Source organism: Floridaenema fluviatile BLCC-F154, from assembly GCF_041929135.1.
Taxonomy (GTDB): domain Bacteria; phylum Cyanobacteriota; class Cyanobacteriia; order Cyanobacteriales; family Aerosakkonemataceae; genus Floridanema; species Floridanema fluviatile.
Genome location: NZ_JBHFNS010000088.1, coordinates 1 through 14,191 on the forward strand (window position 1 = coordinate 1; position 14,191 = coordinate 14,191).

A 14,191-nucleotide genomic window follows, 5' to 3' on the forward strand; every position below is an offset into this window, starting at 1 on the left:
AAAAAAAGGTACGTAGTTGCGGGTGAACGCCCAAGTGAGGCGCGGGATGCGACCAACGGAACCTTTAATTCTAGGGGCTGGAGAAATAGGTATGTCGGGATTATATACTTGGGGGGATAGGGCGCAAATTTTTACTTTCCCCTCTTTTGTAATTGTTTGTTTTTTCCCCACCCGCTATTTCTTGGGGCCCCCCCCCCCAACTACGTACCTTTTTTTGTTTCTAGTTTTTGTATATATGTCTGAGTCAAATTTAGAACAAAAAGTTAAAGAGATTGGCGAACAAGGTTTACTGCAAAAGTTACACCGCTTTTGTCCTCCTGATATGATTGGCGATGATGCAGCAGTAATGCAAACTTTGCCAGAACAGTCTTTAATTGTGACAACTGATGTATTAGTTGAAGGGGTGCATTTTAGCGATCGCACTACCTCCCCCGAAGATGCAGGTTGGCGTGCTGCTGCTGCTAATTTATCAGATTTGGCGGCGATGGGTGCAACACCTTTGGGAATAACTGTAGGTTTAGCAATTAATGGTGATACAGCTGTTAGTTGGGTGGAAAAACTTTATCAGGGAATGAATGATTGTTTGCAAGTTTATCATACTCCGATTGTCGGGGGTGATGTCGTGCGATCGCCAATTAACACTATCTCAATTACTGCTTTTGGACAAGCTAATCCTAATTGTATAATTCGACGCACAAATGCTCGACCGGGATATGCAATTGTAGTAACAGGAATTCACGGAGCCGCAAAAGCTGGGTTAGAATTATTGCTAAATCCCGAACTAGGAAAAAACCTCAGCGACAGCGAAAAAAATACATTAATTAAAGCCCACCAACGCCCCAAACCCAGATTAGATATATTACCAACTCTTCAAGAAATTTTATCATCCTCCTGCCTGTTATCCTCATCAATTCCCCTCGCCGGAATGGATAGCAGCGACGGATTAGCAGATGCAATTATACAGATATGTAAATTTAGTCAGGTGGGGGCAAAAATAGAGCGATCGCAAATTCCCATCCCACCAGCTTTTCCCAATTGGTTATCCCCAGAACAAAGTATAGAATGGGTATTATATGGCGGCGAAGACTTTGAGTTAGTATTGTGTCTTCCCCTAGAAATTGCCGAAAGTTTAGTAGAAAAATTAAATAAAGAAAGCGCGATTATTGGCAGAATTACCCAAGAGAAAACTGTGAAATTAATTGATAGTACTGGCAATCATGCCGATGAAATTTTGCATCTTAGCCAGGGATTTCAACACTTTAAATAAGAATAAGATACCCGACTTCTTGAAGAAGTCGGGTATCTTATTTGCATTAATTTTTGTTTACTGAATGTCTTTTAATGGAACATACTGCTAACCGAACTATCTTCGTGAATACGCCAGATAGTTTCACCCAAAACATTAGCAACAGATAAAACTGTTAACCCTGGAAAGCGAAGTTCTTCAGCGATAGGAATAGTATTAGTCACAATTACTTCTTCAAAAACGCCAGAAGATAATCTTTCAATTGCTGGAGGTGAAAACACAGCATGGGTAGCACAAGCATAAACTTGACTTGCCCCTTCTTTACGCAGTAGGCGGGCACCTTCAGTAATAGTACCACCCGTATCAATCATGTCATCTACCAAGACCGCCGTTTTACCAGCGACATCGCCGATGACATTCATAACTTCCGCGACGTTGTGAGCTTGACGACGTTTGTCGATAATTGCCAGAGGAGCGTCATTGAGCTTTTTGGCAAATGCTCTAGCTCTAGCGACACCGCCCACATCTGGGGAAACTACGACAATATCAGACAGCTGCTTACTTATTAGGTAGTCTAAGATCACTGGCGAACCGTAGACGTGATCTAAAGGAATATCGAAATAACCTTGAATTTGTCCTGAGTGCAAATCCATTGCCAGAATGCGATTAGCTCCGGCTTCGGTAATGATATTAGCAACCAACTTAGCTGTAATTGACTCGCGCCCTGCTGTTTTACGATCTGCACGGGCATAGCCATAGTAGGGAATCACTGCGGTAACTTGCCTTGCCGAAGCCCGACGGCAAGCATCAATCATAATCAGTAATTCCATTAGGTGATCGTTCACCGGGCGGCAAGTTGGCTGAATCAGGTAAACATCACAGCCGCGGATTGATTCCTGAATTTGGATGTAAATTTCTCCATCAGCGAAGTGCTTATGAACCATTGGACCTAAGTCCATTCCCAGGTAGCGGGCTACTTCCTGAGCTAGGGGAATATTAGCCGAGCCAGAAAACAATCTCAGACGGTTGTTAGGAGAGATTGGTGGTGATGTTGGCTGAAGAGTCAAGGTGGCAGAACGGATCACAGCAGACCCTCGAAGCATTGTTCAACGACATATTATCATTTTAGTTTCTCTAAAATACCCTAAATTTTCCTAAATTTGTTCACACTAAACTATTGTTTAGCTTAAATTAGGCATATCAAGATAAAAATACTTACTCCACTAGCAAAAGTCATGAGGTAATTGCTGAACTATAGGAAAATTAGGGTTTTTCGCAACTCTATACGAGTAATTTAACTTATTTGTTGAGTTCTTTCTTGAGGAAGTGTCATAAAATTCCGGGCGATCGCATACTTTAATTAATCCATTTTCCAGATCCTTTGTGGATAATACTGAGAAGTTTAACTGATAACCGGATTGGGTTCGGTAAAAATGAGGAGGGAGATCTTGTTTTATTTTGATCGTTGCTTTTTCTGCTCGATCGACCCCCATGACACGATGAAACTGTTCAAGTTAAGCTAGAATGCTTCCAGCAAAAACGTTTCATCATTCCCTTTTCCGACTCAATTAACTGTGATGCAACCACCGCTTCCCAATGGCACTATTCTGCAAAACCGCTACCGCTTACTCAATATTTTGGGTCAGGGAGGATTTGGACGAACCTATCTTGCGGAAGATCAAGGGCGTTTTCAGGAAAAGTGTGCTTTGAAAGAATTTATTCCTCAGCACTCAAGTACACAATCTCTACAAAAATCTCAAGAACTTTTTCAGCGGGAAGCTAGCATACTTTACCAAATTCAGCATCCGCAAATTCCCCAGTTTCGTGCTACCTTCGCCCAAAATCAACGTTTATTTTTGGTGCAAGATTATGTGGAGGGAAAAACTTATCGGGCGTTGCTTGCGGAACGGAAGTCAAAAAACGAAAGGTTTACCGAAGCAGAAGTTTTGCGTTTATTGCAGCAATTACTGCCAGTACTAGATTACATTCATAGTCAAGGAATTGTTCACCGAGATATTTCACCGGACAATATTATTTTGCGAGAACGGGATGGAACTCCAGTATTAATTGATTTTGGTGTAGTTAAAGACATTGCTTCTAAAGTGCAATATCCTGATTTAAGTTTGTCAGCAACTACTGTGGGAAAAATGGGTTATGCACCTTCGGAACAAATTCAAACTGGAAGGGCTTATCCTAATAGCGATCTTTATTCTTTGGCGGTAACGGCAATTGTGTTAATTACTGCCCAAGAACCGCAAGTATTGTTTGATGGAAATTCGCTGACTTGGAATTGGCAAAAGTGGATACCTCCTGTTAATCCGGTGTTAGCACAAGTATTGAATCGAATGTTAAGTTATCGACCAGGCGATCGCTACCCAAATGCCCGTGCAGTTATTCGCGCTTTAGCATCACCTCCTAGTTTAGTTGCTGCCAACAGTTCAACCGCCAAAAACTCTTCTTCTCCGCCAGCAAAATCTGCTAGTCTGCCCAATCTTTCTGAAGTTCAAACAGTAGCAGTTGCCCGAAAAGTTCAACCAAATTATTCTGTGGCTAAACCCAGTACTATGACTATTCCGGCTCAAAAATCTGTTTGGGATAATCCTTTTATGGTGTTTTTATTGGGTGTATTTTTAGCTTTATTTGCGGGAGTAGGTTCTTGGTTTTTAGTTAGTTATATTTTGAACCGAGGGTTACTATTTCGCAATTTACAATTACCCACAATTACTAATCAAGCTGCAACAGTAACACCTACACCTTTAGAATCTCCTAGCGATGTTTTTCCTGATGCGACTCCTACACCAAAAGTAACAGAAAGTCCTACTCCTGAACCTGAACCTGTAACTTATAGTAAACGCCTTAATCCAATTGCCGGAGAAACTTTAATTGCTGAAGATAGCTTAAGAGCAAATGCGACAATTAATTATGTTATTTCTGGAGTTCAAGGACAAAAATTAAATGCTTTGTTAACTCAAGAAGGGGTGTTAATGACAGTTTTGGGTCCGAATGGAGAAACGGTAGATAATCTGTCGAGAAGAGTTACTCGTTGGCAAGGAATATTGCCTTATAGTGGTGATTATACAATCCAGTTGGCTACAGTTAAAGGTGTGTCTGAAAGTGACTATAAATTAGAATTATTTTTAACTAATCCTGAACCAACTCCTATAAAAACACCGATCGAAACGCCGATTCCTGAAGTTATACCTACACCTATTCCTACGGAAAGTCCAGCAGCAAATATTTTAATTGATGCGGAACCAATTATTTTCCTTCAAGGGGGAATGGGGACGCAAATTGTTTCCGATCGCACTAGTCCCACCAGAATCAAACGCTATTTGCTAAACTTACAACCAGGTCAAATTGTTAGTGTCCGCATTCTCAATGGTGATACAACTTTAGATATTCGTTATCCTAATGGTGAGTTAGTAGAAAGTGGTACAGGTTTGGGAGAATGGGAATCAAAGATCGATCGACCGGGAGAATATAAAATTGATGTCAAGTCAAATCAAGAAAGTCTATTTTCCTTAGATATTACGGTTAGATAGTCCTGTCATCGATCGTTTGTGCAAAACTACCAACTCTCTATTATTTATGAAAAATTTACTGATTGCTGGAACTGATACGAACGCTGGTAAAACTGTTTTAACTACTGCGTTATTTGCTTATTTACGAAAATATTATCCTAGTCGGAAAGTGGGAATTTTTAAACCGCTTCAAACGGGAGAAGGAGATAAAGAACTTTACAGCCAATTATTTTCTTTAAATCAATCTGAGATTACACCATTGCATTTTTGGGCACCTTTAGCACCGCCAATAGCAGCAGAGAAAGAAGGGAAAGAAGTAGATTTAAAAATTGTTTGGCAAGCTTTTACTAAGTTACAAGAGCAAAAAGATTGGCTTTTGGTTGAAGCTTTAGGCGGTTTAGGTTCACCGATAACTTATGAATTAACTGTTGCAGATTTAGCAAGAGATTGGGGATTACCAACTGTTTTAGTAGTGCCTATAAAATTGGGTTGTATTGCTCAAGTTGTGGCAAATGTGGCTTTAGCGCAACAGTCAAAAGTTAAATTGCAAGGGATTGTTTTGAATTGTGTGCAACCTATTTCGGAATTAGAAATTGAAGAATTAGCACCAATTAACTTAATTCAATCTTTAACCAATGTTCCGGTTTTGGGAATAATGCCCTATTTAGCAGATGCTCAAGATTTGGAGAAGTTGGCGCAAGTGGCAGGGAATTTAGAATTAGAAAATTTGTGGTAACGAATTCATTCGTTTTTCTATTAGATAAATGGTTAAAAAAATGTGTCTTTAGGCGGATCGCCATTGCTGTGGCTGTAATTTACCCTAGAAGAAATGTTTTTAAAATTTAGCTAATGGATAAGATATTAGATCGATCGCGCCAACTCAAACAAAACTTAGTCGAATTTGTCCTTGAATCAGAAGGAGATTTGGCAGTAGCTTTAGAATCTTATGTGGCAGCTAATTCTCATTCTCAGAATAAACTTTACGATCCGGCTTACGAAAAAAAGTTATTAATTGATAGTTTCTTGACAGAAGGGAAAGTGGGAGAGAAAACTCCGATTGATTTGTTTTTGGCAAGTGGATCGGAATTGTCAGAGAGCGATCGCAATTTAGTTAAAAAATGGCAAAATAGCTTTCTTGGCTTGTTTGCAGTTCAAGAAATTTTACCCGATGGCTTTGCATTAATGAACTGGTTAACAGCCAAACATTATGCTGTAAAGCCCAATGATAAGCGAACTTTAGAAGAAATGGCTAGCTTTAAACTGGGAGAAATTTTACTTACGAGAATTTCTCCGGTTACTGATGATTATTGGATGTTTTCTGGCCCTTGTTTGCCAATGGGGAATTTAGGAAAACCCAAATTAGCTGTTGCTATTGGCAATTTTAAAGACTTACATAGAAAAGATCTTTACAGTGATGCACCAGAGTTATTAGAAGAAGCTTGGCAGTCAGTAGAACAATATCACCAAGATTTTCTCGACTTTTTTGGCAATGATGAAGTCACTATGCCAGGATATCAGTTAAATAAAAAGTTTACCGAATTTCAAGAAATTCTCACTAAAAAACGATTGGCAGCGATCGGCATAGATGATTCTAAATCCCTGAAAGAAATTGCCGAAGAAGCGGGAGTTTCTCAAGCAGAAATTGCAGAAAAAGCTAAAGATTTAGGCGCAGATTCTCAAAAAGTCGCCCAGCTTTTTCAAAACAAGGGAAACCCAAAAATGATGCTGCCGAAAATTGAGTTACCCGACAACATTAAAAAAGCTGAACAAGTAACAGTAATTGCCCATCCTCGCTGGGGGCAGGTAATTTTGCCAACTTACACTAAGTTTAAAACATTTTTAGAGACAGAAGATTGGCAGAATATTCCCAATGGTGACAAGCTAATTCGGAAATATTTGGAAGATCCAGAAGTGAATATTTTTGTCTGGAGTCGGTTAGCGGCAGAGTATCCGAAAGAGTTAGAAAGGGTGTTACAAACCTATTTAAATCGTCCTAATTTGCAGTTAAAAACTGATTTAAATGCTGTAGTGCAAGAGTATAATAAACCTTTAGAACCAGAACTACCGGAGATTGCCAGCGTTCCCATACATTTGCATAATTTGTTTCAAGAAGCGATCGCTGAAGTAGAGAAGTCTAAGTCTAAATCAAAATCACCAAAGAACAAAACTAAGGGTTTTGGAAAATAAAACTTTTTAGGGCGATCGGATTTAGTAGAGCTTGCTCATAGCTATGAGCAAGAAACTATTTATTATGTTAACTTTTTATATATTTTTTTTAATTTTGCCGGGAAAAGTATTTTTACCAAATTATATTTGTAACCAGGAATACGGTTAAATTTATGAGTAAAAAAATTGGACTGCAAGCCAAGCTATTTGCTGCTTTCCTGTTAATGGCTTTGCTGGTATTTATAGTAGGTTGGGTGGGACAAAGTGGGAGTTCGCAACTATCTGGATATCTGCATGAAATTAGCGAGGTACGGCTGCCGAGTATTGTAGGATTACAAATGATGGATCGAGGGTTTAGTGTTTTACGATCGGGACAAATAGCATTACTCAATCCCCGATTAACTGACTCACTAAGACGCGAGCAAATCCAGCAAATTCAAGAAGCTGAGAAACAAATTCAGGCAGGATATAAAAAATACGATCCACTACCCCGTACCGTCAATGAAGATAAACTTTGGCAGAGTTTTCGATCGGAATGGAAACGCTGGCAACAAAAGGATGAAGAATTTTCTCGAATGTATCAGAAATTTCAGCAACTAGGCATCAATAACCCATATTCAATCCAATTAGAACTGTACAAGAAAGATCAAGTAAACTCACCGCTAATGGCTAAAGCAGTAACAGCTAGCGTGCTATTAGAAAAAATGAATCAGCAGATATTTACTGTTAATAAAACAGCATTTAATTCTTTAGAAAAGGAACTGCAAAAAGTAATTAAAGAAAATGAAGCGATCGCAGAGGCGCAAAAGCAAGCAGCAGATCAAAATGTGGCACAAACTCAGTTTTGGGCGTTATTAGGTATGTTTGGGGGTTCAGCGATCGCTATTATTCTGGGAATAATTTTGAGTTTAGCAATTGCCAAACCTCTAGACAAAGCAATTCGTAGCATTATCAACACACTAGTTAGTTCATCAACTCAGATGCTTGCTACTGTGCAACAACAGGAAGCTATTGCTAGTAAACAAGCAGCAGCAGTTCATGAAACAACCACCACGATCGATCAGTTAAAAACATCTTCAAAAGGAGCACAGGAACAAGCTAATGCAGTTGCCAAAGAAGCTAACCAAGTATTATCACTTGCTCAAACAGGAACTCTAACTTTAGAGCAAACTACAGAAGATATTACTATGCTGAAAAACACCGTGGAAGCCCTCAGCGAAAAAATTCAAATATTAAACCAACAAACGAGTCAAATTGGCAATATTTCCTTGATTGTTAGTGAGTTAGCCAACCAAACAAATATGTTAGCTTTGAATGCAGCTGTAGAAGCAATTCGGGCTAGCGAACAGGGTAAAGGATTTAGTGTAATTGCCACTGAAATTCGTCGATTAGCCGATCAAAGTAAGCAATCAGCAACTCAAATTAACAACTTAGTTGTGAATATCCAAAAAGCGATCGATTCTACCGTGATCGAGATGGATGAAGGCAAAATTAGAATGGAAAAAGGAGTAAAAACTGCTCAACAAACCGCAGCAGCTTTCCAAGTAGTAAATCAAGCGATCGAAAATATTGTTGCTTGCAATCAACAAATTGCCTTGACAGCTAAGGAACAAGCTTTAGCGATTCAACAAGTTGTAGATGCCATGAACGCGATCAACACCGGAGCACAAGAAAATGCGATCGGCATCAGTCAAACTAAATTAACAACTGAAAATCTCAACCAAGTAGCATTTAAGCTAAAAGCTGTTATTTAACTTTCCCGAATTAGCAACCTGTTAATAATTTCGCTAAAATCAGATTTAATATCTAGCAAATTTTGTGAAGATAACAAGGGAACATGAACAAAAATACAAGGTGTTTGCAAATCGCGATCGCGCAAATGTTTCAACAGCGAATAATACAGTCCTTCGCAAACAAACTTCCCTGCATCATGGCTAATATCTGTTACCTTTAAACCAGTAGTTAACTGAGGTAAATTGACCCAAGTTTTAATCAAATCATTTTCTCTCCTAGCTTGAGATTCAATTGTCAAAATTGAACGTTTTTCTGCCATACCACAGCTGATAATTAAATCAGGATTTAGTTGATTTATGTGAGCAAGTACTAAGTCGCTTGCTTGATGAATATCTACGGGTAACTGTCTCAATGCAGTTAAAGATGCGGGGAAAGAGTCGTTTTTAGTAACTTCCTGCAATAAATCATCCGATGTATTAGACTTTTGATGAGGTAGCCAAGTGGTAAAAGAAGTTAACAGAACTTTTTTGCTCATATCCAATTAGAATAAAAACAGTTGTTGGTTATCAATCAGGGGAGGGAAAATGGCAGTTATTGCTGTAATAGATTATGACATGGGAAACTTGCACTCAGTTTGCAAAGGTTTAGAAAAAGCTGGTGCGACTCCCAAAATAACTGATTCACCCAAAGAAATTGTCCAAGCTGATGCAGTTGTTTTGCCGGGAGTGGGATCTTTCGATCCGGCTGTGCAACAATTGCGATCGCGTAATTTAGTCGAACCAATTAAACAAATAATTGCCGAAGGTAAACCTTTTTTAGGCATTTGTTTAGGTTTACAAATTTTATTTGATCGCAGCGAAGAAGGCACAGAACCAGGTTTAAGTATTATACCCGGAACAGTTCGCAGATTTCGCCCCGAACCCGGATTAACTATTCCTCACATGGGTTGGAATCAATTAGAAATTACCCAAACAAATGCCCCAATTTGGCAAAATTTAGCCGAGCGACCTTGGGTTTATTTTGTACACTCTTATTATGTCGATCCTATCGATCCTCAAGTTTGCGCCGCTACAGTAACTCATGGTAGTCAAAAAGTTACAGCTGCTATTGCTAAAGATAACTTAATGGCAGTACAATTTCACCCGGAAAAATCATCAGATACGGGATTACAAATTCTCTCTAATTTTGTTACCCAAGTTCAAACTCCAGTTGCAATGGGCGGGTTTTGATTGAAGTCTAATTGCTATGGCATTCAACCCTTTGGCTAAACCCGCCCCTACTAAATCAAAATGAGTCTGAGAATTTACGGCAATCGCCTCTTAAAAACTCTACCAGGAAACGATACTCGTCCCACTCTAGCCAGAGTTAGAGAGGCAGTTTTTAATATTTGGCAAGGCACAATAGAAGATTGTCGCTGGCTAGATTTATGCACGGGTAGCGGTTCAATGGGGGCAGAAGCTTTATGTCGAGGTGCTAGTTATGTTGTCGGGATCGAAAAATCAAGTCGCGCCTGTACAATTATTCAGGAAAATTGGCAGCAAGTCGCTAATTCTGGGCAGAAATTTCGAGTTTTGCGCGGTGACGTTTTGCAACGATTAAAAAGTTTAGCGGGGGAGAAATTCGATCGCATTTATTTCGATCCTCCCTACGCTAGTGAATTATATCAGCCTGTGTTAGAGGCGATCGCCCAATATCAACTTTTAGCGGAAAATGGGGAAATTGCGATCGAACATAGCCCAAATTTATGGAATGTCGGAGAAATACCTGGGTTAGTAATTTGCCGAGAAAAAGTCTACGGTAATACTGCGTTAAAATTTTATACTTTAGATGCAACCACAGAACAGAATAATTAACAGGGTTATTAACTATGAATCGTCCAATTGGTGTAACTATCCTCGCAGTTTTACAACTGATTAATAGTATCTTTGCCACTTTAGGAGGGATTTATATTCTGTTTTTTAGAACTGCGATTTTTCAAAGAATTCCTGAAACTGAAAATCTACCTCAATCACCCACGTTTATTGCTGGTTTTGCTATAATTTTAATAATTATAGGCTTGATTGGTTTCCTACTAGCTTATGGGTTATATACTCTCAAAGGTTGGGCATGGTTAATAGCTTTAACTTTGAATATACTGAGTATTTTCAGCAGTTTATCTGCAATTATATTCAATCCAACTAAAAAAGGCGGAGATACTTTCGGCTTAATTATTGCTAGCGTAATTGTTTATTATCTACTGCGACCAGAAGTAAAACGAGCTTTCGGCAAAAATTAATTTTATTGCTTCAGTGGCGAACAAGGTTTGACAATAAAACGAGTATTATTGCCAACCGTCACATTGCAAGAATACTCAATTGTCCCATTTCTCCCAACATTATTTTTGATTATATTTCCGCTTCCTCCTAAACTAGATTTAGCAACAATACCGCCACTCAATTCATTATTTTCAATTAAAACCTGAGACATAGAATGAGGCGCATTGTTAGTATCTGCTACTACATAAATCATGTATCGATCGACTTCTGGAGAGGCTAATTTATTATCCTCGATCGTCACATTTTTGACTTCGGGAACTTTATATATGCCAATATAACCATTGCCTTGATTGTTGACAATTTGCGCTCCATTTACAGTTGTACCACCGCAACATTCTTGAATTAAAATTCCCTCACCATCAACACTAAGATAGGGAGTATCCATCACTCGATGTCGGTAAACTTGGTAATTATTTCCCTCAATTTTTACATTCCAACCAGACCAATCAATTGCCCGATTTTCAAAAGTAACAGCACCTCTTGGTTGACGAATTCCTGTAGGATCGGTCCACCATTGTTTATTAGCTCGATCTAAAATTAGATTATCTTTAACAATTAACCCATCACCCGCAGCATGAATTCCAACTCTCATTGTATGAAATACCCAATTATCCCGAATTACTATTCCCTTGCGAAATAGCCCCGGTTCATTTTTTGGGGTAGCTGCTAATGCAAAACCTTGGGGTTTAGAACGATTGACAACAATTCCATAATGATTACCATAATCAAAAGGTACTTTATTCCCTTCCGAGTAAGTAATTACCTCTTTTTTATCTATAGATTGCAACTTATACCCAGGTTGATCGTAATTATCAGTAATTCTATCATTAATCCGATTATTAGCTACTAAAACATTAGCTAAAGCACTAACTTTAATGTTGGCGGTGAAGCGATCGCTATACCGCATCCAACCTTCTTGAAAAGATGTATTTGGTACTTGATTATCTGGATCGGCAACATTATTATTGCGAACTCCAAAAATCACAATATTTTGTTTTTTCACCTCAGCCACACTTCCACCAAAATTCACTCCCGCCCGATTAATATCTAAATTTACCAAACCAATATTACTATCGGATTCAGCATCTTTAGTAAAGATTTTTTTAAACGCTGTCGTGTTATCAGTTCCATTTCCCGAAAAACTCGGTTCATACTTCGGAAAAACCAACTTACTTGGAGGATCGTATCGATCGAGTTTAGCATCTCTTATTGCCGGATTTTCTCCCCGAATTACCACCCCATTTTTCAAGAAAATACTATCAGAAAAATTATAAATTCCCGCCGGAAAATAGATAACTCCCCCACCATTAGAAACTGCTGCATTCAGCGCCGAATTAAACCGATCTACTAAATTATTTCCCTGGAAATCTTTGATATTATATACACATTGCCATTTGATATTGTTAGCCCAAGGGTAAGCAGTTTCGCCATATTTCGTTGCAACAGGATTATCAACTGGACCACCACTTTTACTGCCGCAATTGAGCGATCGATTCAACGATATTACATTAGAAGATTGCGTACTAACTTTAGGAGAATTGGAACCAAACAACCAATAAATTCCCCCAGCTACAACCAGAAAAATTCCCAACCCCAAGCAAAATAACAGTAAATACTTCAGTAAACTTTGGCGCGATAACCTACTCATCTTGCACAATCCCAGAAACTAATAGCCTAAATTGCAATTACTTACCCTGGTATTCTTGCCAATCGAAAAACTTGTTCAGCCGTAATTTCTAAACCCTCAAACAAAGAATCAATTAATTGCATATTTCCCATATAAGTTTGTGGTGGCGCATCAGGATAAAAAACCGTAATACTTCTTGCTTGACTATCCACTACCCAGACTCGCAACACACCTGCATCCAAATAATCCCTCGCTTTAGCAGCTAATTGACCAAAAGTTTGTCCCGGCGAAATAATTTCAATAACTAATTCTGGAGGAACAGGACAAGCTTCATTTTCCATCCAATCAGGTACTAATCTCTGATAAGAAACAAACAAAAGTTCTGGAGTTGGTACCCAGCTTTTTCCCCGTCGCGTTAGCACTATCGCCCATTCTATTCCAACTTCCCCCTTCTCTTCACCCCACCGATCTAAGAATTTCAATAATACTTTTGTCAGTCTGGAATGAAACAATTTCGGTGACATTTTTGGTATTGCCTCACCATCCACAAATTCGTAAGTCACATCATCTTCCGGTAGTGCCAGAAATTCTTCTAAAGTCAGATTGTTCTTTGTTTGTAACATAGCTTTGCCATAAAATAGCTGACTAAAAAGCGTTTCTCAAAATCACAGTACTTTCTTCAACAAACATTAATTTTTCCACAAAGGTAGAGAAGCTAAATACTCTCTGCACACACCACGAAGCCAAATATAATCATCATCGATTTTTGCCGGACTTACAATATTTGCTCCCATAATACCCCAAAATAATCCACCTAAAATCAGAATAAAACCTAGTATTTGTAGTTGATTCGAGAGCGTTTCTAATTGAGTAAAACCTGGAGCAAATAAGAGAAAAACCCCAATAATACCCACAATCCAAGCTCCTAAAATCGTTCTATTCCGCTTCTGTAAAACTTCCTCAGTCACACCAACATAAACGATCGCATTTTTCCGCACAATCAGCGCCACAACTACATACACCAGCAAATTAATTAAAACTAGCAAATAAACAGCTGGATGATGCCAATATAAATTAGCTCTAAACCTTTTGCCATTAGCCGGACGATTAGTTTTGATACAGCGATCGGGAAGTTGAGCATCCTTACGCATCACCAAAAGATTACCAGAACGCCAAACTTCCTCTGAATCAACTTGAAAATCCATAGAAACTACCTAACTTTTCAGAATTAGTTTAACCAGCTTTTCACCTACTGAATATAGATGCAAACTTTCTTTACTCAGCAAAACATCCCAAAACAAAAAAGCGTCCTCTTTTCAGAAGACGCTTTTTTGTTCAAGATAAAATTATCTCAAAACCTTAGCCATTGATCGCAGGTGCGCTCAAAGCAACAGGAGCAACTTCAGCAGAAGCTAAGTCGAGTGGGAAGTTGTGAGCGTTGCGCTCGTGCATTACTTCCATACCCAAGTTAGCGCGGTTGAGTACGTCTGCCCAAGTTCCGATAACCCGACCTTGTGAGTCAATTACCGATTGGTTGAAGTTGAAACCGTTGAGGTTGAATGCCATTGTGCTGATTCCCAAT

General features: G+C 38.9%; 13 protein-coding genes and 1 pseudogene. 8 read left to right on the forward strand and 6 right to left on the reverse strand.

Translation table 11 applies throughout. The features are described 5' to 3' along the window. The first annotated feature begins 235 nt into the window (after positions 1-235). Positions 236-1,267 (forward strand): thiamine-phosphate kinase, encoded by a 1,032-nt coding sequence (gene thiL, locus ACE1B6_RS24580; RefSeq protein ID WP_413259917.1) that lies wholly within the window; start codon positions 236-238, stop codon positions 1,265-1,267. Between the two features lie 71 nt (positions 1,268-1,338). Here the strand turns inward: thiL and ACE1B6_RS24585 are convergent, their stop codons facing one another. Beyond that, positions 1,339-2,349 (reverse strand): ribose-phosphate pyrophosphokinase, encoded by a 1,011-nt coding sequence (locus ACE1B6_RS24585; RefSeq protein ID WP_459563095.1) that lies wholly within the window; start codon positions 2,347-2,349, stop codon positions 1,339-1,341. A gap of 474 nt (positions 2,350-2,823) precedes the next feature. Here ACE1B6_RS24585 and ACE1B6_RS24590 point away from each other — a divergent pair, with 474 nt between their 5' ends. From ACE1B6_RS24590 to ACE1B6_RS24605, 4 genes are all read left to right on the forward strand, one after another. Further along, a complete protein-coding gene (locus ACE1B6_RS24590; protein WP_413259918.1) occupies positions 2,824-4,788 on the forward strand; it encodes a protein kinase domain-containing protein in 1,965 nt (654 codons plus the stop codon). Positions 4,789-4,834: 46 nt separating this feature from the next. Beyond that, positions 4,835-5,503 (forward strand): dethiobiotin synthase, encoded by a 669-nt coding sequence (gene bioD / locus ACE1B6_RS24595; protein ID WP_413259919.1) that lies wholly within the window; start codon positions 4,835-4,837, stop codon positions 5,501-5,503. Positions 5,504-5,616: 113 nt separating this feature from the next. After that, positions 5,617-6,954, forward strand: coding sequence for a hypothetical protein (locus ACE1B6_RS24600; RefSeq protein WP_413259920.1), 1,338 nt, complete (start codon positions 5,617-5,619; stop codon positions 6,952-6,954). Positions 6,955-7,106: 152 nt separating this feature from the next. Then, a complete protein-coding gene (locus ACE1B6_RS24605; RefSeq protein ID WP_413259921.1) occupies positions 7,107-8,687 on the forward strand; it encodes a HAMP domain-containing methyl-accepting chemotaxis protein in 1,581 nt (526 codons plus the stop codon). Here the strand turns inward: ACE1B6_RS24605 and ACE1B6_RS24610 are convergent. Beyond that, entirely contained in the window at positions 8,684-9,202 is a 519-nt protein-coding gene (locus ACE1B6_RS24610) for a pyroglutamyl-peptidase I family protein (RefSeq protein WP_413259922.1), read from the reverse strand. The genes ACE1B6_RS24605 and ACE1B6_RS24610 overlap by 4 nt on opposite strands. 49 nt (positions 9,203-9,251) lie before the next feature. On the opposite strand from ACE1B6_RS24610, the gene hisH reads away from it, so the two are divergent. The 3 genes from hisH to ACE1B6_RS24625 are packed head-to-tail and all read left to right on the forward strand — an operon-like array spanning position 9,252 to position 10,942. Continuing rightward, a complete protein-coding gene (gene hisH, locus ACE1B6_RS24615; RefSeq protein WP_413259923.1) occupies positions 9,252-9,896 on the forward strand; it encodes an imidazole glycerol phosphate synthase subunit HisH in 645 nt (214 codons plus the stop codon). A gap of 60 nt (positions 9,897-9,956) precedes the next feature. Next, entirely contained in the window at positions 9,957-10,520 is a 564-nt protein-coding gene (gene rsmD / locus ACE1B6_RS24620; protein ID WP_413259924.1) for a 16S rRNA (guanine(966)-N(2))-methyltransferase RsmD, read from the forward strand. 14 nt (positions 10,521-10,534) lie between these two features. Then, complete coding sequence (locus ACE1B6_RS24625; RefSeq protein ID WP_413259925.1) at positions 10,535-10,942, forward strand: hypothetical protein; 408 nt, start codon at positions 10,535-10,537, stop codon at positions 10,940-10,942. A gap of 2 nt (positions 10,943-10,944) precedes the next feature. Here the strand turns inward: ACE1B6_RS24625 and ACE1B6_RS24630 are convergent, their stop codons facing one another. The 4 genes and pseudogenes from ACE1B6_RS24630 to ACE1B6_RS24645 form a co-directional block, all read right to left on the reverse strand. After that, positions 10,945-12,630, reverse strand: a complete 1,686-nt coding sequence (locus ACE1B6_RS24630; protein WP_413259926.1) for a glycoside hydrolase family protein — start codon at positions 12,628-12,630, stop codon at positions 10,945-10,947. 41 nt (positions 12,631-12,671) lie between these two features. Further along, positions 12,672-13,232, reverse strand: a complete 561-nt coding sequence (locus tag ACE1B6_RS24635) for a Uma2 family endonuclease (RefSeq protein WP_413259927.1) — start codon at positions 13,230-13,232, stop codon at positions 12,672-12,674. A gap of 66 nt (positions 13,233-13,298) precedes the next feature. Further along, on the reverse strand, positions 13,299-13,814 hold the full coding sequence (locus ACE1B6_RS24640) for a hypothetical protein (RefSeq protein WP_413259928.1): 516 nt from the start codon (positions 13,812-13,814) through the stop codon (positions 13,299-13,301). A gap of 154 nt (positions 13,815-13,968) precedes the next feature. Beyond that, positions 13,969-14,191: pseudogene (locus tag ACE1B6_RS24645) on the reverse strand (photosystem II q(b) protein); the annotation flags it as partial.